At 64.3% G+C, this 22,571-nt stretch carries 17 protein-coding genes and 2 pseudogenes; 3 read left to right on the top strand and 16 right to left on the bottom strand.

The genetic code is table 11. The features are described 5' to 3' along the window. Positions 1-20: 20 nt before the first annotated feature. Together AC5QPF_RS18355 and AC5QPF_RS18350 are read right to left on the bottom strand one after the other, a co-directional pair. On the bottom strand, positions 21-3,233 hold the full coding sequence (locus AC5QPF_RS18355; RefSeq protein WP_494959245.1) for a fibronectin type III domain-containing protein: 3,213 nt from the start codon (positions 3,231-3,233) through the stop codon (positions 21-23). A 231-nt stretch (positions 3,234-3,464) separates the two neighbouring features. Then, the gene (locus AC5QPF_RS18350) at positions 3,465-5,318 is read right to left on the bottom strand and encodes a Hint domain-containing protein (RefSeq protein WP_494959244.1); all 1,854 of its coding nucleotides are present in this window, start codon (positions 5,316-5,318) and stop codon (positions 3,465-3,467) included. A gap of 335 nt (positions 5,319-5,653) precedes the next feature. On the opposite strand from AC5QPF_RS18350, the gene AC5QPF_RS18345 reads away from it, so the two are divergent. After that, a complete protein-coding gene (locus tag AC5QPF_RS18345) occupies positions 5,654-6,691 on the top strand; it encodes an NADP(H)-dependent aldo-keto reductase (RefSeq protein ID WP_494959243.1) in 1,038 nt (345 codons plus the stop codon). Positions 6,692-6,749: 58 nt separating this feature from the next. On the opposite strand, the gene dsdC is transcribed toward AC5QPF_RS18345, so the two are convergent. The 3 genes from dsdC to AC5QPF_RS18330 form a co-directional block, all read right to left on the bottom strand. Continuing rightward, positions 6,750-7,682, bottom strand: a complete 933-nt coding sequence (gene dsdC / locus AC5QPF_RS18340; RefSeq protein ID WP_494959242.1) for a DNA-binding transcriptional regulator DsdC — start codon at positions 7,680-7,682, stop codon at positions 6,750-6,752. Continuing rightward, the gene (gene dsdA / locus AC5QPF_RS18335) at positions 7,682-9,019 is read right to left on the bottom strand and encodes a D-serine ammonia-lyase (RefSeq protein ID WP_494959241.1); all 1,338 of its coding nucleotides are present in this window, start codon (positions 9,017-9,019) and stop codon (positions 7,682-7,684) included. Before dsdA ends, dsdC begins: the two co-directional genes overlap by 1 nt. Positions 9,020-9,205: 186 nt before the next feature. After that, entirely contained in the window at positions 9,206-9,898 is a 693-nt protein-coding gene (locus AC5QPF_RS18330; protein ID WP_494959240.1) for an N-acetyltransferase, read from the bottom strand. Between the two features lie 375 nt (positions 9,899-10,273). Here AC5QPF_RS18330 and AC5QPF_RS18325 point away from each other — a divergent pair, with 375 nt between their 5' ends. Next, on the top strand, positions 10,274-11,476 hold the full coding sequence (locus AC5QPF_RS18325) for a sugar transporter (protein WP_494959239.1): 1,203 nt from the start codon (positions 10,274-10,276) through the stop codon (positions 11,474-11,476). On the opposite strand, the gene AC5QPF_RS18320 is transcribed toward AC5QPF_RS18325, so the two are convergent. The 11 genes and pseudogenes from AC5QPF_RS18320 to AC5QPF_RS18270 all read right to left on the bottom strand — a co-directional run bounded on the left by AC5QPF_RS18320 (position 11,443) and on the right by AC5QPF_RS18270 (position 20,208). Beyond that, positions 11,443-12,966: an FAD-dependent monooxygenase gene (locus AC5QPF_RS18320; RefSeq protein ID WP_494959238.1), complete on the bottom strand. Its 1,524-nt coding sequence runs from the start codon at positions 12,964-12,966 to the stop codon at positions 11,443-11,445. The two genes, AC5QPF_RS18325 and AC5QPF_RS18320, sit on opposite strands and share 34 nt — an antisense overlap. A 44-nt stretch (positions 12,967-13,010) precedes the next feature. Then, entirely contained in the window at positions 13,011-13,574 is a 564-nt protein-coding gene (locus AC5QPF_RS18315; RefSeq protein WP_494959237.1) for a TetR family transcriptional regulator, read from the bottom strand. A gap of 66 nt (positions 13,575-13,640) precedes the next feature. Then, positions 13,641-14,345, bottom strand: coding sequence for an SDR family NAD(P)-dependent oxidoreductase (locus AC5QPF_RS18310; protein ID WP_494959236.1), 705 nt, complete (start codon positions 14,343-14,345; stop codon positions 13,641-13,643). Positions 14,346-14,347: 2 nt separating this feature from the next. Then, the gene (locus AC5QPF_RS18305) at positions 14,348-14,947 is read right to left on the bottom strand and encodes a DsbA family protein (protein ID WP_494959235.1); all 600 of its coding nucleotides are present in this window, start codon (positions 14,945-14,947) and stop codon (positions 14,348-14,350) included. A 155-nt stretch (positions 14,948-15,102) separates the two neighbouring features. Next, positions 15,103-15,996: a LysR substrate-binding domain-containing protein gene (locus tag AC5QPF_RS18300; protein WP_494959234.1), complete on the bottom strand. Its 894-nt coding sequence runs from the start codon at positions 15,994-15,996 to the stop codon at positions 15,103-15,105. A gap of 82 nt (positions 15,997-16,078) precedes the next feature. Next, entirely contained in the window at positions 16,079-17,131 is a 1,053-nt protein-coding gene (locus AC5QPF_RS18295; RefSeq protein WP_494959233.1) for a CocE/NonD family hydrolase, read from the bottom strand. 49 nt (positions 17,132-17,180) lie between these two features. After that, positions 17,181-17,366: pseudogene (locus AC5QPF_RS18290) on the bottom strand (alpha/beta hydrolase); the annotation flags it as partial. A gap of 59 nt (positions 17,367-17,425) precedes the next feature. After that, positions 17,426-18,199: a carboxymuconolactone decarboxylase family protein gene (locus AC5QPF_RS18285; RefSeq protein ID WP_494959232.1), complete on the bottom strand. Its 774-nt coding sequence runs from the start codon at positions 18,197-18,199 to the stop codon at positions 17,426-17,428. Positions 18,200-18,432: 233 nt separating this feature from the next. Continuing rightward, positions 18,433-18,609, bottom strand: a pseudogene (locus AC5QPF_RS18280) ((R)-mandelonitrile lyase); the annotation flags it as partial. Positions 18,610-18,613: 4 nt separating this feature from the next. Further along, positions 18,614-19,222: a flavodoxin gene (locus AC5QPF_RS18275; RefSeq protein WP_494959231.1), complete on the bottom strand. Its 609-nt coding sequence runs from the start codon at positions 19,220-19,222 to the stop codon at positions 18,614-18,616. Then, positions 19,219-20,208, bottom strand: a complete 990-nt coding sequence (locus AC5QPF_RS18270) for an aldo/keto reductase (protein WP_494959230.1) — start codon at positions 20,206-20,208, stop codon at positions 19,219-19,221. The genes AC5QPF_RS18275 and AC5QPF_RS18270 overlap by 4 nt, the downstream gene beginning before the upstream one ends. A 651-nt stretch (positions 20,209-20,859) precedes the next feature. On the opposite strand from AC5QPF_RS18270, the gene AC5QPF_RS18265 reads away from it, so the two are divergent. Next, positions 20,860-22,479 (top strand): BCCT family transporter, encoded by a 1,620-nt coding sequence (locus AC5QPF_RS18265; protein ID WP_494959229.1) that lies wholly within the window; start codon positions 20,860-20,862, stop codon positions 22,477-22,479. Positions 22,480-22,571 lie beyond the last annotated feature (92 nt).

Genomic DNA, 22,571 nt, shown 5'->3' with positions numbered 1-22,571 from the left:
CGTAGCGAGACGGTGAAGGATCAGGGTTGGCGGGTGCTGACGCTGTCACCTGGCAGCAGCGGCAGCGACAGCGGCGTCCAGCCCGGTGCATAGCTGCCCAGCCCGCTCCAGTCCAGGCGCAGCGGCCAGGCCGTGGTGCCTGGCGCCGCCGTTGGCTCGAGCACCGCCGCGCCGAGGCCGCGCATTACGCGCACGCCCTGCACCGGCAGCGAGGCGGCCATTGGCATGCGTCCGGCCTGGGCCAGCAGGTTGGCCACGGTGGTGCCCACCGGGACCACCAGCGGCGTGCCGTCGAGGGTCACCCGCAGGCAGGCCCGGGGTACCGCGCGGCCTCGGAAGAAGGCCACCGGCACGGTGCCGCCGGGATTGGGGCTGGCACCGCTCAGGGTGGTGAAGCTGGCGGCCGCAGCCAGGGTGAAGTTGCTTGGCGTGTCAGTCGGTGCCGGATTGCTCGGGCTGGCCAGGCTGGACGGTACGAACAGGCGGTAGAACGGGGTGATGAAGGCCGGGAAATACAGGTCGGCGGCATCGGCAACGCCGGCCATCTGGTCGGTGGTCGCGTGGTACTGGGGCGGGCTGACCGACAGCGCGCCACCGCTCACCAGTTGGCCGAAGAACGCATCCCAGCCGGTGCTGATGTTGCCCGAGCTGTCGACGAACTGGCCGACCTCGTAGTCCACCGTCGCCGCAGCCACGTAGCCGTTGCTCCAGGGTAGCGACGAGGACTGCGAGATGGCCTGGTATGGGCTGGCGGCGACCCGCAGGACCATTCCCGGGCGCAGGTCCACCGAGCTGAGGGTGTTGGTCGAGGAGGGGAAGGTCAGGCCGAAGGCATAGTACAGCGATTCCTCGAATGTCTGTGGCATCACCCGGGCCAGGGCGTCTTGCACGGCGATGATTCCCCAGGCTGCGGCACCGGCGGTTTCCAGGGCCTGGAGGAAAGCCACGTAGGCGGCCTGCAGGGCCGGGCGCAGCGGTTGGCTATCGAAGGCCCAGGGCGAGTCGGCGCCGCTGGAGGCGATGCTCAGGCTGTAGCTCCAGTTGCTGCCCGTGGCGGCGGCCAGGGTGAACGGGCCCTGGCTGATGGGCAGGCCGCTGAGGCTGCCGGTCTTGCTGATCTGCGGCAGGTACAGGGTCAGCGCCTGGGTCGGCGCGTTGCCACTCAGGGCGGTGGCCAGGGCCTGGGCCGGGATCAGGTGCGGGAAGCTGGTGGACGCGGCCTGCGCCGAAGGGATGAAGGCACTGGCGTACAGCGCCTGGGCGAGGCTGGACGGGCCGATGTTGGCGACCCCGTTGACTGGCTGGTTGGCCTGCACCACCACGCTCAGGGTGGCGTCGGCATTGCTCGGGGTGTAGGCCCAGCTCTGCGCGAGCACGCCGGCGCTGGAGGTGAAGGCCTGGTCGACGCTGGTGCTGCCGGCGACGCTTTTGAGCACCGAGATGCGATAGCTCTGACCCTCGGCTACGGCGCTCCAGCGCGCGCTGAGGGTGGCGCCGTCGTAGCTGACCACGAGGCCGGGCACCTGGCTGCTGGCCAGGGGGAAGGGCGCCGAGGCCGGGCCGATCAGGGTACAGCCATTGACCACCCCGGCGCTGCGCAGGGTGACCAGCGCCGGAACGCCGGCACCGCCCAGTTGCGCGGGGGTGAGGGTGGTGCTGGTGGTGGTCAGGTCCAGGTGCTGGCCGCCGGGCAGGCCCAGGCGGTAGCCGGGGGCGCCGGCCAGCGCGGCCCAGCCCAGGGTGCCGCTGGCACTGACCGCGTCGGTATCCCAGCCGCTGATCTGCGGGATCGCCGTGGGTGCGGCGAGGGCTGCGGTGCTGCTGTTGCGCGCCACGCCCCGGGCCGGGACCAGGCTGACGCTGAGGGCCGGGCTGGTGCTGCCGGTACTGACCGGCAGGCTCAGGCGCGCGCTGTTGCCATTGACGCTGATGCTGCGGGCGACAGTACCGTCCAGCAGCAGGCTGACCGTGGTGCTGTCTGCGGCGACCAGCGATGCCGGTGGCTGCCAGCTGATATCGATGCTGTCGGCACCCACCACCAGGCTGCTGAAGGTGGCGCTGCCGGTGACCAGTGGCAGCAGTTCGCCTTCGGCACCGACGCCGTCGCCGGCATTGGCGATCACCTGGGCGACCCAGCTCTGCGCGGTGTCCAGCGGTGTACTCAAGGTGATGCTGCCGCTGCTGGCGGCAGGATCGCTGACCGTCGCCGACAGGCTCTGGCCGCTGCTCAGGGACAGGGCCTGGACGGTGTAGCCGGTCACCGCCGGGTTGTACGGGATCGTCCAGCCGAGGGTCAGGCTGCTGCCGTTGTAGTCGGCCGCGACCAGCAGCGGACGGGTCGAGACGATCGGCACCAGTGGGCTGACCAGGCCGGCGCCACTGGCGGTCCAGGCGGTCACCGAGAGCTGGTAGTTCTCGCTGGTGGCGAGCGCCGCCGGCAGCGGCAGGGTGGCGCTGCTGGCGTTGCCGCCGGCCACATCGATGCTGTAGCGGGTGCCGCTGGCGACGGCGCTGGCGCTGAGGGTGTAGCCGACGATCTCGCTGGCGCCGGAGCCGGTCCAGCGCGCGACGATCTGGTCGCCGTTGCGGTACAGGTTGGTCTTGGCCAGCACCGGGCGGACCATCGAGGCGACCGGGAACTGCGCCTGGTCGGAGCGTGCGCTGGCGCTGTTCTCGCCCACCGCAGCGACGCTCACCACCCACTCGGCGTTGTCGCCCAGACCGCCGCCGAGGTCGGCATTGGCGACTATTGCCGAGGTGGTCTGCGCACCGCTGACAGCGATGGTGTAGAGGGTGCCGATACTCTTCGACAGGACCACTATCTGGTAGCCGCCGGCAGCTTGCCAGGACGGCTGCCATTGCACCTGCAGGGCCTTGCCGTCGTAGCACGCGCTGATCAGGGTCGGGCGTGCGGTGGGCAGGACCACCGGCGGGCTGAACTGCCCTGCGGTGCTGCCCCACTGCGCCTGGACCACCACCTGGTAGGCGACGTCGGTGTTCAGCGGCTGGGTCAGTGGCAGGTTGCCTACCGTGGTGATGCGGCCCTCGAAGACCTGGCTCTGGTACGCCAGCACTGGGTCGCCGCCGCCCAGCCAGAACAGCTGGATGACGTAGCCGGTGACCCCGGTATCCGCCGACGGGGTCCAGGTGGCGCGCACGCTGCTGCCGTCATAGATGGCGGAAGTGATGCTCGGGTCGTTGTTGTTGCCTTGCGCTTGTGCTTGGACGGCCATGGGAGCCTCCGGGGAGAAAGGGCAGGAAGAAGAGAGAAGGGCAACTCAGGGCGGGCCCGGGACCTGGTGGGAGCGCCGAACCGTCGCGAACGGCGGCGCAGCCGTCGTAGAACCTGAGTCCCGGTTTTGTCGGGCACACCGCGGGCTCAGGTCCGGTGGCTGCTTCGCAGCCATTCGCGAGCAAGCTTGCTCCCACAAGGTTCGTGTAATCCGCTACCCGCACCCTTGGCCTTACTTGTGGTCGTTGTCGAAGTCGCGCAGCCATTCCTTCGGCAGGCTGGAGCGGATCTCCGCGTCGCTGCGCTTGGGCTGGCGGTTGCTGACCGAGGCCAGCGCCTGTTGCATGTTGGCGTCGCCGGTGAGCAGGCCGCCGGCGTAGTAGGTTCCGGCGGTGGGGTAGGGCTGGACCAGCAGGTTGTGCACCTTGCCCTTGTAGTCTTCCTGCTCCAGAGAGGTGATGGCAGCGCTGCCGTCGAGGGTCGAGAGCACGTCGCCGACCTGCAGGTAGCGCGCCTGCACCGGCAGGCCGTTGGCGAGGATCATCGGGTGGGTGCGGGTAACCAGCACGTTCTGCCCGCCGTCGGTCTTGATCCGGATCATCGGATGCGGCTCGGTGCCCGCAGTGGTGCCGTGCACTTCACTGGCCTTGCCGTCGGCGCTCTTCACCGATTCGCCGCCCTTGCCGGTGAAGGCTTCGACCGCGCGGCGGCTGCCGTCGGCGAGGGTGATCTCGGTACCTTCGGCCAGGCAGCCCTGCATGATGTACAGCGGCGGGATGATGTTCACCCCGGGGGTGCCGAGGTAGGTACGGTCGCTGGTGAAGTTCAGGGTGCCGAACGGCGGCTCCTGGCCCTGGCTGCCGTTCAGCGCGACATAGGCGGTGACCCACAGGTAGGCGGTGGTGCCGTCGTAATAGTTGATGCAGTTACCCGTGTTGGGGAAGGCCGAGGCCGGGTAGTTCCACGAGATGGTGCTGCCGTTGGCCGTCCAGTATTGCTGTTCGAGCACGGTGCCCTGCTGGAAGTACACTTTGCAGCCACCGCCGCCGGGGTTCTGCAGGTAGATCGAGGTGACCCCGGCCGGTGGCGAGACCACGGTGTTGGGGAAGGTCGCCGAGCCCGACAGCGGGAAGACGAAGTTGGTCGGGTGCGCGGTGGAGTTCCAGTAATCGCACTCCTGCTGGCTGCCGCGATACCAGCACAGCTTGATCGCGGTGGTGTTGGCCTTGGTGTTGGTGCAGCTGGTTTCGTAGCTGCCGGTACAGTTGCCGTTGCTGCGCACGCAGTAGTTGGGCTGGTTGAGGCAGGCGCTGGTCGGGTTCAGGGTGTCCTGGAAGGTCTGCACGTAGACCACCGGCGGGTCGATCGGGCTGGCGTTGGCCGGGTAGTAGTAGAACAGGCCCTTGGCCTGGGTGGTCGGGTTGCCGTCGGCGCTGGGCACCAGGCCGGCGACCTGCACGCGGAAATCGGTGCCCTGGCCGTACTGGGTCTGGGACTGGGTGGCGTAGACCTTGCCGGTCTCCACTTCATACAGCTCCATGACGATGGAGGTGGTGGTGGTGCCGCCGTTGACCGAGGAAATCCCCGTGGCCTGGTAGCCGGGCTGGCTGTTGGCCTGGGCCTGCGCCTTGGCCTGGTAGCCCGGCTGGGCGCTGGCCTTGAGTTGGGCCGAGGCGACGCCGTTGTCCTGTGAGAAGGTGGCGATGAAGTTGAGGTTCTCGATGCCGTCGCTGGTCTCGCTGCTGGCTGCTATCGCCCGGGACGCTTGCTTGCCGGACTTCTTGAGGGCTTCGAGACCGGTATCACGGCCGATTTCCAGGGTACGGAACAGTTGCGGCGAGTTGTCCGGGGTTTTCCCGGCGCGCTTGAAGGTTTCGGTGACGTAGCGGTAGTGCAGCGGGTTGGCCAGGTCGAGACGGTAGGGCACGCCGGGCGGGACTTCGGCGTCCAGGGCCTTGAGGTCGGCCTGGTACTCGACGCTGAGCGCCTTGGGAACGGCCTGGACCGGAGGGCTCGCGAAGGGGGCGAGCACGGCCAGAGTGAGAACAGCGTGACGCACCGCTCGAACGAAATCTTGAGTCGCCATGGGTGTCTTCCCTGAGGTGGTGTCAAGCGCGTCACTGACACTGTGGTGCCACTTCCTTGTGAGCGCCGGGTGCTCGAACCTTAGTAGTGGCGTTATGAATCCGCAAATGAATAATTCGCTGTTTTTCGTCCGGAAAATAGCTTTGCGTACTTAGCAAAGCCTTGTGGATGCTGGATGGAGCGGGAATTCGTGACTGAGTGGTCAGGTTACCTCCTTTCCCCGCCGAAGGTGGCGAACCAGGACAAGCAGGCGGGTGGCCAACGCAGTTATGATGTGCAGCCTGTCCGGGCCAATATCCGCGCCGGACAGCAGCCGTTTCGACCAAGGAGTGATTCATGGAAAAGCGTCAACTGGGCAACAGCGGCATCGCCGTCAGCGCCATCGCCCTCGGCACCATGACCTGGGGTGAGCAGAACAGCGAGTCCGAGGCCTTCGAACAGATCCAGGTGGCCCGTGAGGCCGGGGTCAACTTCATCGACACCGCCGAGATGTACCCGGTGCCGCCGATCGCGAAGACCTATGGCGAGACCGAGCGCATCATCGGCAACTACTTCGCCCGCCATGGAGGCCGCCAGGACTGGGTACTGGCGAGCAAGGTGGCCGGCCCGCACCGCATCGACCATATCCGTGGCGGCAATGCGCGGCTGGACCGGGCCAATATCACCGCGGCGCTGGAGGACAGCCTCAAGCGCCTGCAGACCGATTACCTCGACCTGTACCAGTTGCACTGGCCGGACCGCCAGACCAATTTCTTCGGCCAGTTGGGTTACGTGCATGACGCCGCCGATGAAGCCATTGCCATCGAGGACACCCTCCAAGTGCTGGACGACCTGGTCAAGGCCGGCAAGATCCGTCATATCGGCCTGTCCAACGAAACCCCGTGGGGCGTGTCGCGCTTCCTGCACCTGGCCGAGACTCGCGGCTGGCCGCGCGCGGTGTCGATCCAGAACCCCTACAGCCTGCTGAACCGCAGCTACGAGGTAGGCCTGGCGGAGATTTCCATTCGCGAGAACGTGGGCTTGCTGGCGTATTCGCCGCTGGCCTTTGGCGTGCTGTCGGGCAAGTACCTCGATGGAGCTCGCCCGGCGAAGTCGCGGCTGGCGCTGTTCGACCGTTTCCAGCGCTACAACAACCCGCAGGTGGAGCGGGCGACCGCAGCCTATGTCGCCTTGGCGCAAGAGCACGGTGTCGATCCCGCGCAACTGGCGCTGGCCTATGTCACCAGCCGGCCGTTCCTGACCAGCAACATCATTGGTGCCACCACCCTTGAGCAGTTGCAGAGCAACCTGGGTAGCGTCGAGGTGAAGCTGACCGAGGAACTGCTGCAGGGGATCGAGGCGATCCATGTGCAGCAGCCGAATCCTGCGCCTTGATCCGGTAACCCCGGGGCCGCCTTGCGGCCCATCGCCGGCAACGCCGGCGATGGGGCCCTCAAGGGCGACTCTGCACCCGCAGCCATTCCTGCAAGGCGCTGGCCTGTACTGACAAAGCCCGCCCCGGCGGGTAGACCAGCCAATAGGCACAATCTGCGGCTTCACTGAAATCCCCAAACGGCGCCAACAGCGCCCCCGCCTTCAAGTAGCGCGCCACCAGGCGTCGCCGCCCCATCGCCACGCCGACATCATCCAGCGCTGCTTTGGCACACAGGTCCGAGCGATCGAAGGTCATTCGGCGCGTGGGCAACTCGTTCTCCAATCCATGCGTTCGCGCCCATTCCCTCCACTCCGCATCGAACGCCGCATGCTCCCAGGCCAGGGCATCATGCAGCAGCGTGCAATGGCGAAGGTTGTGCGGATCCTCGAACAGCGCGAATTGCTCGGCATAGCCTGGACTGCACACCGGCGTCACCGCTTCATCCATCAGCCGCTCATTGACCAGCCCCGGGTACTCGTCACGGGCGTACACCAGCGCCAGGTCGATGCTGCTACTGCGAAAATCCAGGCGCTCGTTGCCCACCCGCAGGTCCAGGGCGATCTCCGGGTAGCGCTGGTGGAAATCCGCCAGCCGCGGCACCAGCCAGTCGCTGGCGATGGACGGGTGGGCATACAGCACCACCGCGCCGGCGACACCAGCCCCTTGCGGTCGCAGGGCATCGTCGAGGGCCGCGACGGTGTCGCGCAGGATCCCGTAGATCCGTTCGCCCTCAGCGGTCAGGCGGATGCGCCGCGTCAGGCGTTCGAACAGGCGCAGCGACAGCGCCTGTTCCAGCCGCGCGATGCGGTGGCTGACCGCGCTGGGCGTCAGGCACAGTTCCTCGGCGGCGAGGGCGAAGCTCAGGTGCCGCGCCGCGACCAGGAAAGTGTGAAGGTTGGCGAACTGGCTGCTGCCCAGGCGCGAAGCCAGCAGCGGTGGGAGATTGAGCATCAGTGTGCGTCCAGCAGCGCGCGGCCGGTAGCCAGGTAGGCGTCCATTTCCTCGGTCGGCACCATGCTGCCGCCAGTGGCCCAGACCAGGTGGGTGGCATTGGCCATATGCTGTTCGCTGAGGCCGAGTCGCTGGCGATAGCCCTGGGTTTCTTCCAGCACCCGCTGCATGCCCGGCACGCCGGCCAGGGCCGAGGGCTCCAGGCGCAGGCCTTCGCTGGCTTCCATCCGGGCGAGCAGGCGATAGAGGTTGTCGTCGCTGACGGTGTAGTAGCCATCGATCAGGCGCTGCATGGTCCGCCCGACGAAGCCCGAAGGCCGACCCACGGCGAGGCCGTCGGCGGCGGTGGCGTTGTCGATGCCGAAGTCGTAGACCGACACTTCTTCGTGCAGGCCGGTGTACACGCCGAGCAGCATGCACGGCGAGTGGGTCGGTTCGGCGAAGAGGCAGTGCACGGCGTCGCCGAACACTTGCTTGAGGCCGAATGCCACGCCGCCGGGACCACCGCCGACGCCGCAGGGCAGGTAGACGAACAACGGGTGCTCGGCGTCCACCTGGATGCCCGCCTGTTGCAACTGGCCTTGCAGGCGCAGGGCGGCGACGGCGTAGCCGAGGAACAACTGGCGGGAATTCTCGTCATCGACGAAGTGGCAGTACGGATCGCCCTCGGCCTGGCGTCGGCCCTCGGCGACGGCGACGCTGTAGTCGGTGGGGTACTCGACCACGGTCACGCCGTGGGCACGCAGCTTGTCCTTCTTCCACTGGCGGGCGTCGGCGGACATATGCACGGTGGCCTGGAAGCCCAGGCGCGCGCTGATGATGCCGATGGACAGGCCAAGATTGCCGGTGGAGCCGACGGCGATGCGGTACTGGCTGAAGAAGGTGCGGGCGGTGTCGCTGTCGAGTTTGGCGTAGTTGTCGCCGGGTTGCAGCAGGCCGGCTTCCAGGGCCAGGCGCTCGGCGTGGGCGAGGACCTCGTAGATGCCACCGCGGGCCTTGATCGAGCCGGAGATGGGCAGGGCGTTGTCCGCTTTCAGCCACAGTTGGCCGGGGCCGACGCCGAGCCGGGCTTGCAGGGCGGGCAGGGGATGTAGCGGGGATTCGATGATGCCGCCGCTGTCGCGGGTCTGCGGGAAGGCCGACTGGATGAAGGCGGCGAAGCGCTGCAGGCGTGCGCTGGCGTCATCCATGTCGACGCGGGTCAGGGGGACGTCGTGCAGGGCTTCGGCGACCGGGGCGGTGTTGGGGTTGAACCAGGTGGTTTCGTTCAGGGCGACCAGGTCGGCGATGAGGGGGTGGGCGTTGCACCAGGTCTGGATGGTTTTTCCCGCGATCATTGGGGGCTCCGGAGGGAATGTACTGGATTCAAGGGCCTCATCGCAGGCTTCGCCAGCTCCCACAGGGACCGCATGCACCGCGGACCTTGTGGGAGCTGGCGAAGCCTGCGGTGAGGCCATCAAAGCCAACCTTGAAGCCCTTGGCAAGCGATCATCCACCTGCCACAGATGATCTCATCTCATCCATCAAGCCATTTCGACCTTTGCCACCTGAGCCATCCTCGGCTGGCACAGCGGCAACAACCGCGACCCTTCATAGCGACTCTCGCGAAACAGCTTCCAGCGCCCGAACAACCCATACACATGCACCACGCGCCCCTGCTCGTGATAACCCATGCGCAGGTGCAGCTTCAGCGCCGGGACGTTATGCGTCTCCACCACATCCACCACCCGGGTGCAGCCATAGTCGGTCATGGTCTTCCACAGGTTGACCTGGGCATCCACCGACAACCGGCTGCCGAAGTAGGCCGGGATCATCTCCCCGCCGAACTCGAAGAAATCCCCAGCCGCCACCGGGAAGGTGCAGCCGTAGTAATGCCGGTCGTGATAATCCCGGGTACTGGCCCAGATGAACGCCACTGCATCACCGGCCTCGTCCAGGTACATATGCCCGACATGCCCCTCGCGGGCCAGTTCGCGCATGGTCTCGACACGATCACCAAAATGCCGGGTGAAGGCGATGGCGTTGGCTTCGGTGATGGTCACCAGGCGCACCGGCGGATGCTCCTTGAGGCTGTGCGGGCCTACCGGCGCGGTCAGGTCGCGCTCCATCCACAGCAACTCCCAATGGAAGAACACATGGCGCTGCCACAGGGTGGCGAAGGTGCGGCGCAGTCCCTTGCGGCGAATGCGGGCGAGGGTAGTGGTCAGTGCTTGCATAAGGCCTCCGGGGTGCTGGGTGTCAAGAAAATGAACTTTTTTTCATGTATAGCGCAGCAATTTGCCACTCCGTCAAAAAGCCATCGCATTAGTTGTTTCAAGATGTTTTATAGGCAAAAACACCGCTCTATCACGCGGTTATCCGCCGAGATGCAGATGATCGGAAAGGAAAGTCGAAATTTTGGCGAATTTCTGGCGCCTGATTTCCCGTGGTGACCAGAATGCGGGTGGCAAGCGTTTGCGACGCGGGATCGGCTCACGTAGACTCGGCCGCACCCATTCCTACAACAACCGCATGGCACATCCGAACCCAAGGTTCATGGATGCCTTTGTCACGTCCGCGATTTGTCCGTTTCCAGGAGCCTTGTCCGCCGCATGAATAGCCCCGTCGAACCCCGCAATGGAAGCTGGCTCAGTGTTTTTGCCCTGGCGCTGGGCGCCTTCATCTTCAACACCACCGAGTTCGTCCCGGTGGCGCTGCTCAGCGATATCGGGCGCAGCTTTGACATGCCCAGTTCCCAGGTCGGCCTGATGCTCACGGTGTATGCCTGGGTGGTGTCGCTGACCTCGCTGCCGATGATGCTGCTGACCCGCAATATCGAGCGCCGTCGCCTGCTGGGCTTCCTCTTTGTGCTGTTCAGCGCCAGCCATGTGCTGTCGAGCGTGGCCAGCAGTTTCGGCATGTTGCTGGTCAGCCGGGTGGGCATCGCCCTGGCGCATGCGGTGTTCTGGTCGATCACCGCCTCGCTTGCGGTGCGCGTGGCGCCGCCGGGCAAGCAGGCCAAGGCCCTCGGCCTGTTGGCGACTGGCACTACGCTGGCGATGGTGTTGGGCATTCCGCTGGGGCGGGTGGTGGGTGAGGCGCTGGGCTGGCGCACCACCTTCCTCGGTATCGCCGTGGTCTCGGTGGCGACCCTGCTCTGGCTGCTGCGCTCGCTGCCGCTGCTGCCCAGCCAGAATTCCGGCTCGCTGCGCAGCCTGCCGATCCTGCTCAAGCGTCCGGCGCTGATGTCGGTGTACGCCCTGGTGGTGCTGGTGATCACCGCGCAGTTTACCGGCTACAGCTATATCGAGCCGTTCGCCCGGGAAGTGGCGGCGATGAGCAGCGAAATGACCACCATCCTGCTGCTGGTGTTCGGCGGGGCGGGGATCTTCGGATCCTTCCTGTTCAGCCACTTCAGCGAGCGTTTCCCTCGCGGCTTCCTGATCGGCGCCATCGCCGCCCTGGCGGTCAGCCTGACCCTGCTCCTGCCGTTGGCCGGCGTGCCGTGGCTGCTCTGCGCGCTGAGCGCGCTGTGGGGCATGGCGATCATGTGCTTCAGCCTGGCCCTGCAGTCCAAGGTGCTGCAACTGGCCTCCGACGCCACCGACGTGGCCATGGCCATGTTCTCCGGGCTGTACAACGTCGGCATCGGCGGCGGCGCGCTGCTGGGCAGCATCGTGGTCAGCCAGGTGGGCCTGGCGTACATCGGTGGCGTCGGCGGTTTGCTGGCGGTGGCCGGCCTGCTGCTGTGCCTGTATGCGACCTGGCGTTTCTTCGGGGCTCAGCAGGGCACCAGCGAGCGTTCGGTGAAGTAACGCTCCAGCGCCGCCGTGGAGGAAGAGGGCTCGGCCAGCGCCACGTAGCCGTCCGGGCGGATCAGGTAGAAGGCGTTGCGCGCCAGCCCTGCAGCTTCATGGGCCGGGCTCCAGGGAAACTCCTGCAGCGGGATCTTGCGCGCGGCGCACCAGCCGGTGAGGTCCTTGCCGGCCAGGCCGTACACATGCACCTGCCAGCAGGGGTTGGCCAGCTCGGCGAAATTGTCCCCCGCTTCATCATGGGCCCAGGGCAGGCGGTCGCCGCCGTGGACGTGGCCCGCCGTGCCGAAGCTCAACGGCATCAGCCGGTAGTTGAGGCCGATCTGCGAAATCGTGCGGAACATGAACGAACGCACCGAACCCAGCGCCACCAGCCGTGACAGCAGCACCGGCGCCAGTCTTGTGCGCAGCAGGTTGGCGATACGGCCATTGGCGCTGACGAAATTGAAGACCTGGTCGGTGGTCGCCACCAGCCGCTCGGCAAAGGCCTTGCGCTCGATCTCGTAGCTGACCAGCAATTCATCGGTAGCCTTGCCATGCAGCACGCTGGCGAGTTTCCAGGCCAGATTGATCGCATCGCCGATGCCGGTGTTCATGCCCTGGCCACCGGCCGGGCTGTGGACATGGGCGGCGTCGCCGAGCAGGAAGGCGCGATGGCGGCGGAAATGCTCGGCCACGCGGTGATGCACCCGGTAGGTGGAGAACCAGTTGACCTGCTCCACCTGCACCTTCATGTGCTCGATGGCGCGGCTGCTGACATCCTCGAAGCGCAGGTTCTCCGGGTGTTCCGCGCGCTCGTCGCGCACCGTGCCGATCAACCGCGCGCGGCCCGTACCAGCCAGCGGGAAGACGGCGAGGAAGTCCGCTTCGTCGAGGTCCACGTGCAGCTCGCCATCCAGCGCCGGGCCCGAGGCCTGCACATCGGCGACATAGAAAACCTGCTGATAGGTACCGCCGGGAAAGCCGATCTCCAGCGCCTTGCGCACTGCCGAGCGGGCGCCGTCGCAGCCGGCCAGATAGGCGCTGGCGCAGTTTTCCTCGCTGCCATCGGCCCGGCGCAGGTAGGCGTGGGTTTGCTGGGAGTCCTGATGGAGTTCGAGCAGTTCGGTGTTCCATTCCACCTGCACACCAAGGCCCTGCAGCCGCTCGATCAGCAGCTTCTCGTGCTCGTCCTGCGGGAAGATTTCCAGGAAGGGATAGGGCGTCAGGCCGGCGCCGATGTTCTGCAGGTTCAGCTTGGCCGCTGGCTGGCCCCTGACCCAGAGATTGGCCGCCGGCACCTGGTGGCCGCGTTCGACCAGGGTGTCGGCGAGGTCCAGCTGGCGATACAGCTCCAGCGTCCGGGCCTGCACCGCCAACGCCCGGGAGGTGGTGCCGGGTCCCGCGGCCTTGTCGACGATGCGCAGGCGCACGCCCAGCTTGCTCAACCACAGTGCGAGGACCAGGCCGGTGGGGCCGGCGCCGATGATCAGGACTTCGGTGTCATTCATGCCACGCTCTCCCGCTGCTTGTCAGGAGAGTGTAGAGGCGGGCGTCAGTCTTCGCCGAAGCTGTCCAGCAGGAACTGCTGCACGGTGGCGAGGATTTCCCGGGACAGCGCGTCATCGCCGGTGGCCCGCGCCAGGCCGAGGGCACCGACCATGGCGCTGAAGGCAACGATGGCCTCCTTGCGCTTCTCGCCCTCGCTACCGCCGAGCAGCGCGGCGATGCCCTTGAAGTTGCCGCGCAGCTTGCGCGTGTACAGCTCGCGGGCCTCGCCCTCGACCCGGCCGATATCGCTGACCAGCGCACCCACCGCGCAGCCGGTGCCGACGCCGTCGCGGTGCTCGGGGCTGAGGTAGTCGCCGACCATGGCCTGGAAGCTGTGTCGGGCCAGTTTCTCCGGGTTTTCCGAACGCTTGAACGCCGCGTCCAGCGCCTCGGCCACCAGTTGGTCGCGGGAGTCGAAATGCTTGTAGAAGCCGCCGTGGGTCAGGCCGGCTTCCTTCATCAGGTTGGCAATGCTCAGGCCGTCGAGGCCCAGCTCGCAGAAGCGCTCCGCCGCCAGATTGACGATGCGCTCGTGGGTGTTCTGCTTGCTGGCTTGGGAATGGCCCATGGTTGCTGTCCTCGTGGCGTGGTCCGGGGGCGGATGATAGCACCCGGCCCCCGGACGCGGTTCAGCTCACCAGGTCTCGCCGTAGGGGCGTACTTCGGTGAGGAAGGTCCAGGCGCTGCGCGGTTGCTGGATCAGGTGCGCGACCTCGGCGGCGATGTCCACTGGCTGGATGAAGAACTCGTCCGGCTTGGTCGGGTGCAGCTTGCGCGTCCATTCCATGTCGATCACTGCGTCGATCACCAGGTAGGCCACGTGCACGCCTTTCGGTCCCAGATCGCGGGCGATGGATTCGCTGAGGATGCGCTGCGCCGCCTTGGTCGGCGCGAAGCCGGCGAAATGACCCTTGCCGCGCAGGGCCGAGGTATTGCCGGTGACGATGATCGCGCCCTGGCCCTTGTCGACCATGGCCGGCGAGAGCTTGCGGGCCAGGTGGAGCAGGGCCATGACATTGGTGTGGAAGTTGGTTTCCAGGGCCTGCGGGTCGATTTCCTGGAAGTTGCCGAAGGTGGCGCCGACGGCGTTGTGCACCAGGACGTCGGCGTGGCCGAGTTGGGCCTGGATATCGTCGAGGGTCTGTTCCAGGCGTTCGCTGTTGGTGACGTCCACCGGGAAGGCGTGGGTGTCCGGCAGCTCGCTGGCCAGTTCTGCCAGGCGCTCGGCGTTGCGCGCGAGCATCGCCACGCGGTAGCCGTCGGCGACCAGGCGGCGAACGATGGAAGCGCCGGTGCCGGGGCCTACGCCGGTCACGATGGCCAGTTTCTTGGTGGTCATGGTCAAACTCCTTTTGCTTGGGTGAGGGCGGCACGGACGAAGTCGAGGCGGTCGTTGCCGAAGAACATTTCGTCGTTGCAGAAGAAGGTGGGGACGCCGAACACGCCCTTTTCGACGGCCTGGGCGTTGTTGGCGGCCAGTTGGGCGTGGATGGCCGGGGTATCGGCGAGGTGCCAGAGGTCGGTGTCGATGTTCAGGGTTTGCAGGAAGTCTTGGCGGGCTTCGCTGTTGGTGAGATCGGTGGTGCTGGCCCAGACGGCGGCGAACAGGGCGGGGTGGAAGGTTTCGAAGACGCCGGTTTGCTGCGCGGCGATGGCGGCGCGGATCAGCAGGGCGCTGTCGAGATGGCCTGCGCGAATTGCCTGGAACAGCGCGCTATTGGGGGCGAACGGCACCTGGTACAGCGCGGCCCAGCGGGTGGCGTCGATGCCGGAGTACTTGAGCTTGGGCGGACAGGCTGGGGAGGGCTGGTTACCGACTTGCTTCATCACCGCGAGGATGTCGATGGGCAGGTAGTCGACGGGGTGGTCCAGGCCGGGGAGGCGGGTGTTGGCGAGGTAGGCGTAGGGGCTGAGGTAGTCGAAGACGGATTGGAGGTGCATGGATCGCGGTCCTGTGTGGGTGGGCGATGGGGTGGATGTTATTCGTCATCCAAATTGGATGTCAATCATCATCCTCATGGTCGAGCCACCGAACTTCCGGCCAATGCGTATCCTTGTGTGCGGGTTCACCCGCGATCGTCTTGACGGTCGACGACTCAGCGCCTGTAGCGTAACGCGTCAACCACAACGCCAAACGCCGATGAATGTTCACGGCGATTGGGGTAGTAGAGATGGTAGCCGGCAAAGGGTTGGCACCAATCTTCCAACACCCGCACAAGGCTGCCGTCGGCCAGCGCGTTCTCCACCATGTCTTCCGGCAGGAAACCCAGGCCACATCCCGCTACGGCCGCGCGCAGGATCGGCAGGCTGCTGTTGAACGTCCATTGCCCTTCGACACGGGCCTTCAGTTCGTGACCATCCTTTTCAAAATCCCATTGCATCAGGTTGCCATGGGTGGGAAGGCGCAGATTGATGCAATTTTGCCCGGCCAGATCACCGGGCTCCTTCGGCACCGGCCGCTGTCTGAAATACTCGGGTGAGCCCACGACCGCGATGCGCAAGGGTGGTCCTATAGGAACGGCGATCATGTCCTTGGCCACCTGGTCTCCCAGGCGTACACCGGCGTCATAGCGTTGCGCGACGATGTCGGAGAGGGCGTAGTCGACGGTGATTTCGACCTTGATGTCCGGATAGTCGGGAAGCACCTTCAACAGCTTGGGCCACAGGATATTGTTGGCGGCATGTTCGGATGCCTGAATCCGCACATTGCCTGCCGGAGTGTCACGAAACTCGCTGACTGCGGCCAGTTCGAGCTCGATCTCATCGAACCGCGGCGCCATCGACTGATACAGCCGCTGACCCGCCTCGGTAGGCGAAACGCTGCGTGTGGTACGCGTCAGCAGGCGCACGCCCAGTCGGCTTTCCAGGGCACGCATGGTGTGGCTCAGCGCCGACTGCGAGACGCCAAGCTGGGCGGCCGCGCGGGTGAAGCTGCCTTCGCGGGTGATGACCACGAAGGCTTGCAGGTCGTTGAGATTGGCGCGGGACATTGATGAGAACCTCTCATGATGGGCGCGGGATTAATCCATGAAAGCAGGTTGCACACGGATGCGCGACACCCAGGAGAGTCGACTACAAGGTGCGGCCGTAAAACGCGGCCAGCTTGCCAATTGCGGCATCGACATAACGCGGCACCCAATAGGTTTCGATGTGCGTCGCGCCGTCGAGGATAAACACTTCCTTGTCGGTGGTGCCGGTGGCTTTGGGGAAGGCGTCCTGCGTCATGTACAGGCTGTCGGCTTTGCTGCCGGCGATCATCAGCAACGGTTGGTTGATCAGCTCGATATGGTCAGTGGCGTCGAAACGCATCAAGTCGACCAGGCTGCTGGTGGTGTACTTGAAGGTCGAGTTCGGGTGCGCGTGGGTCTTCCAGTAGTACTCATAGCCTTGGCGATACAGCTCGAAGGGCAGTTTGGCAATCTGCTCGTCGGTGAGGTTGGCATCGCCCGAATACAGCACCGCGCCGCCGGCCGCTTCTTGCGCCCGAGCGGCTGACGCCTGTTGCAGGCGTTGCTGAATGCTGTCCATTTGCGAGTCGTTGTAGCCGTTGCGACGTACCCTTCCTGAGTTGAACATGCTCACCGTTGCCAGCGATTTGAAGCGTTTGTCGGTTTGCGCTGCCGCCAACGCATAACCACCGCCACCACAGATGCCGAGCAGGCCCAGGCGCTTGTCATCGACGCCGGCAAACTGGCTGATGAAGTCGGCCATGCCGTGAATGTCTTCGATGCGATACGCCGGTTTATCGATGCTGCGAGGCTGACCACCGCTGCCCCCCTGATACGCCGCATCGGCCGTGATGGTGATGTAGCCCTGTTCGGCCAGGCGTTGGGCATACAGGCCGGCGACCTGTTCTTTCACACCGCCATTGGGATGTGCAACGACCACGGTCGGGTAGGTCTTCTTCGCGTCATAGTTGGCCGGGGTGTATACGTTGGCGGCGATATCCAGGCCGTTGAGCTTGTAGCTGACCGGATGGATGTTGACCTTGCCCGGTTCGTTCTTGCTGATCGCGCCGTCGTAGGCGAGGGTGAACGGGTTCTTCTTGTAATCGGCGGCCAAGGCTTCGCCCGCCGAAAGGCCGACCAATGCCGACATGAACGTGGCTTTGAGAGTGTTTTTCACGTGAAGCTCCTGAGCAATCAAAAGGGCGGCAGTTGCAAAAGTGTCTGGGTCAGTCCAGCTGGTTTTCCTTGAGGAATTGCGCCACCAGGTCAGCGATCTGCACGTTGTTCAGATCCGACATGGGGAAGTGGGTATTGCCGTGAATGCCGATCTCCGGCAGGTGGATCAGTCGCACATCACCGCCGTGGCGATTGACTGCGTCACGCCAGAGCCGGGCCATTTTCAAGGTGGCTCGCGCAGGCCGCCAACAGGCTCAACAGCGTGATGCCCAGCAGGTACTTTGCAGATTTCATGTCATTGCCCCGAAGCCGCGAGGGCTTGGGTCAACGCGTTGTTGGCGCGTTCAGCCGTCTGTGCATCGCCATGTTTTTTCAGCAGTTCCGCGACCTCGTGCAACTGTGCTGTGCTCAGACCGACGCGCAGGCTCGCCGCCATGTGCGAGCGCAATTGCGGCTCGACTCCTGGCGTTGCCGCCAGCGCCCCGACGGTCGCCAGTTCGCGGCTCTGCCAGTCGAGGTTGTCGCGCTCGAAGATATCGCCGAACAGGTGGGTTTGCAGGAACCGGTTGATCACCGGAGCGAACTCGAACACCGGGCCTTTGACCGGGGCGCCGGAGATCCTGGTTTGATTCGCGGTGCCGGCGGCCAGCAGCTCATCCCCGACCGGAATCGTCCGGCTCGGCTCACGACCTGGCGCGTCTTCGATACCGCGCTGTTTGCGTGCCTGCACCACCGTCATCAGCTCGTTCAAGGCGTTGAGGCTGCGCGGGAAGCCCACGTAGGCGTACAGCTGCACCAGGATTTCCCGGGTTTCGCTGATGGTCAGGCCGGCATCGAGCCCTTGATTGAGCGCGGTGTTGAGGTTGGGCATGTCGCTGGTCGCCATGAACGCGGCGATCAGGGGAATCGTTTGTTGCTGGCGCGACAAGGTGGCTGCGCTGGCGGGCGTGGTGGTCATGGTCTGCGATGCCTCGGCTGCTTGAGTGGTAACGCTGAACATCGCCCCGAGGCCCAGACAAAGCGCCATGAGTGCGGGGAGGGCAGTGCTGTTGCGTGCGTCAGTGGTCATCGTGAAAGGCTCCATGCGGGTCACTGCGGTGTCGCTGGATCGTACGGAGGATGGTTGTGTCGATTAACCCCGGAATTGCGCATGGACCTCTGAGCAGAATTCATGAATCGACATGACCAGAACCGCTGCAATTCGGGAGCGACCCCGCTGATGCGGGGCCTGGGCGGCGTATGACGGTTTGCGACCAAGGTGCCGGACCACCAGCTTCGACATATTCCGTAACTTCATTGACCGCGCGCCGGCGGCTCGCCCTTGAACAGGCCATCAACCCGCACCGTGCCGGTAAAGTTTTGCGCCGCGCCCTTGACCGAGGGCTGCGAGCCGTTCGGCGTCACGCGGATTTCGCTGGCGGCCTGGGATTCTGCCGCCATGAATGACAAAGCCACGAGTGGCGCGATCAATCGGTTCATCGGGTCAACTCCGGTCAGATGTGAGTGGCGTGAGGGGGTGATCGCTCAGCCAGCCGTTCACGCGTTCCATGGTCTTGCGCTCCTGCTCGCTCTCCATCACGAAGCCTTCCAGAACCCTGGCCTTCGGTGCGTGCCCGACCAGCACGCTGCGGCTGTTGCCCAAGCCATATCCGCCGTGGGTATTGAAGGGGATGAGGGTCTTGCCGGTCAGGTCGTGGGCGCTGAGAAAGGCGCGCACGATGGGCGGGGCGGTTTCACCCCAGATCGGAAAGCCGAGATAGATCGTGTCGTAGTCTTCGAGGGCGTGAACCTTGTCTTGCAGCTCGGGTTCGAAGCCGCTGTCACGTTCCTGGCGCGCCTGCGCCACGGTTTGCAGATAGTCCTCGGGGTAGGCGTGGGCCGGGCGAATCTCGAAGAGATCGGCACCCAGGCCACGCTGGATCAGCCCTGCAACGACGCGGGTATTGCCCGAGCGCGAGAAGTACGCGACCAGAATCCGCGAGCCTGAGCGCGGTATTTCACTGGCGCCTCGCGTGTCGGCGAGCGACAGCAGCGGGGCGCTGGCCAGCGCGGCGATCACCGTGCGGCGCAGCGGATCATGATCGTCGTTCATCTGCCGACTCGCGCCTTGAGGGCCTCGGGATAGCGCTCGCCTTCAATGCGGATCTGCGCCAGTGCGGCATCGATCACCTTGAGTTCGGCGGCGTCGAGCGTGATATCCGCGCCGCCGAGGTTTTCTTCCAGGCGAGGCAGTTTGGTCGTCCCCGGAATCGGCACGATCCACGGTGCCTGCGCGAGCAGCCATGCCAGGGCGATCTGCGCGGGTGTGGCCTGTTTCTGCGCGGCGATCTGACGGATCAACACCACCAGGTCCTGATTGGCTTGCAGGGCCGCCTGGCTGAAACGCGGGACGATGCTGCGGAAATCGTCGCTGCCGTAAGTGGTTTGCGCTGACACCGTGCCGGTGAGAAAGCCTTTGCCCAGTGGGCTGAATGGCACCAGGCCGATGCCCAGTTCCCAAAGCGTCGGCAGGATTTCCCGCTCAGGCTCGCGCCACCACAATGAGTATTCGCTTTGCAGCGCTGCGACCGGCTGCACCGCGTGTGCACGGCGAATGGTCTGCGCACCGGCCTCCGACAGGCCGAAGTGCTTGACCTTGCCTTCGCCGATCAAGTCCTTCACCACGCCGGCGACGTCCTCGATCGGCACGTCCGGATCGACACGGTGCTGGTAAAGCAGATCGATGTAATCGGTCCTCAGCCGACGCAAAGAGCCCTCGACCGCGACCCGGATGTGCTCGGGGCGGCTGTTGAGAATCTGCTGCTTATTGTCGTCGCCGAAGGTGAAGCCGAACTTGGTGGCGATGACCACTTGATCGCGCACCGGTGCCAGGGCTTCGCCCACCACCTGTTCGTTCAGGTAGGGGCCGTAAACCTCGGCGGTGTCGAAGAACGTGACGCCCCGGTCAAACGCCGATCGGATCAGCGCAATGGCCTGTTGTGTGTCAGTCGCCGGGCCGTAGCCATGGCTCAAGCCCATGCAACCCAAGCCCAGGGCGGACACTTCGAGTGAACTGTTGCCGAGTACGCGCTTGTGCATCTGGATCTCCCGATATCTGGTGTTGGGAGAACAGTAAGCGAGCTATCGAGTGGGGACTAGACGGGTAAGTTGGCAAGGGTTCATGAGGTCTGTTCATCAATCACATAAGGTGGGCGGTAGGACTTTATCCGTGCCCTGAGCAAGAGCTAAGAAACAAACCTTACGTTCGCGTTTGATAGGAAGAAATCGAGCGGCCGTTTCTGGCCGATCCTTGCCGACCGCCGAAGGGCTGCAATGGGTCGGAAACAGCCGGTCTCCACTGGCCGCTTTCGACCCATTGCTGCCATTGAGTGCTAAACGCCTACAAAGACCAGCTGCACCCAAGGAACGATGCGACCGGGTGCTGGACGACGCGCTTACCGTTTTTTGCCACTGAACAGCTTGACCAGAATTTCTGGCTTATTTCCTGTTCGTCGAATTTGCCTGCAAAATTCCTGCTTTATCCTTTCAAGTTCTCTCATCTCTGGCTTCTGCCTTCCCTTGCAGCGGTATACCAAGGACGAAAGGTTCTTGCGAAACCCAAAAATTGATCGCAGACTGTTAACCACGGGATTGCAGTTAACCACTGGTTACGACGCGCAAGAGTACGTCGTCATCCCGAGCCTGCGTTTGGATGTGACAAAAAAACAAAAACGTCCTGGGAGTCACCTGATGTCCTACCTCAACAAAAAGGTTGATGTGTTCCTCATCACCATGAGCCTGATCGCCGTCCTGCTGACCGTACTCGGCCTAGCCGTCTTCCCTGAGCAAGCCGGCGTAGCTGCCAACCAACTCTTTGAATGGTCCACACGTTCGTTCGGCACTGCCGTGCAGATGATCATCTTCGGCAGCACCATTGCGGTGCTATTCATCGCGTTCAGCAAGTACGGGAACATCCGCCTCGGATCCGGTAAGCCCGAGTACGCGACCACCACCTGGGTATTCATGTTCATCTGCGCGGGCATGGGTTCTTCGACCCTGTACTGGGGCGTCATGGAGTGGGCCTACTACTACCAGACCCCTGGTTTGAACATTGCCCCGCAAACGCGTGAAGCACTCGAGTACAGCGTCGGCTATTCGTTCTTCCATTGGGGGATCAGCGCCTGGTCTATCTACGCCTTGGCGTCGCTGGCCATGGCTTACCACTTCCATGTCCGTAAGAAGAGTGGCCTGAACCTCGCCTCGATTGTTGAGGCCGTTACTGGGCTCAAGGCTACCGGGCCTGTCGGCCGTATCGTGGACCTGATCTTCCTGCTCACCATGATGGGCGCATTAACGGTATCGCTGGCCCTTACCGCTTCGACGCTGACCCGTGGCTTGTCGGGCTTAGTTGGTACGCCTGATACCTTCACCGTCCAGGTCATGCTGATTGGCGTAATCGCGATCCTGTTCTCGCTGAGCTCGTACATCGGCATTGACGGAGGGTTGCAGAAGCTCAGCAAGATCGTCTGCTACGGCGCGCTCGTCTTTGCCGCCGTGGTGCTGCTGGTCGGCCCTACCCAATTCACTATCAACAATACGGCCAACGGCATTGGCCTGATGATCCAGAACTACGTGCACATGAGCCTGTTCACCGACCCTGCCGGTGAAGGTGAATTTACGCGTAATTGGACCGTGTTCTACTGGCTCTGGTGGGTTTCATACGCACCGGGTGTGGCGATGTTCGTAACCCGCGTGTCCCGCGGCCGCCAGATCAAAGAAGTTGTTCTCGCTCTGATCCTGGGTGGCAGCGTCGGTTGCTGGTTCTTCTTCGGCGCTCTGGAAAGCTACAGCATGCACCAGTTCATCACTGGCGCGATCGACGTGCCGAAGATTCTGACGGAACACGGTGGTGAAAGTGCGGTTGAAGCCGTGCTCATGAGTCTGCCTTGGGGCAAGGCATTCCTGGCTGTATATCTGTTCATCATGGCGGTCTTCTGTGCATCTCACATGGACGCTGCCGCTTATGCCGTAGCGGCGACCAGTACTCGTAATCTGCAAGAAGGTGAAGATCCGTCGCCTACTCACCGCCTGTTCTGGTGCGTAACCCTGACACTGGTCCCACTGGCGATGCTGTTCGCCAAAGCATCGCTGTCGACCATGAAGACAGCAGTAGTGCTGACCGCGATTCCGTTCACCGTGATCCTACTTATCAAGGTCTATGGCTTCTTCAAGTGGATGCTGGCCGATTATGGCTCTGTACCTGCCCACCGTATTGAAGAAGAAGCGGCTGCCATGGCGCGAGAAGAGCAACCAGTAACCGAAAGCCAGGTAGCCAAGCCCCTCGTAGCGCAAGCCGAGTTGGCTCAATGATTTCCTGCGCGGTATTGCCTACCCCTCGGTTAATGCCGCTGCAGGTTTTTTTTGCCCGACGTGTTAACTGGCAGGTGCCAGTTAACCAAGAC

The sequence above is a fragment of the Pseudomonas sp. Con_6 genome (genome assembly GCF_059379395.1).
This window is presented reverse-complemented; position numbering and strand designations above follow the sequence as displayed.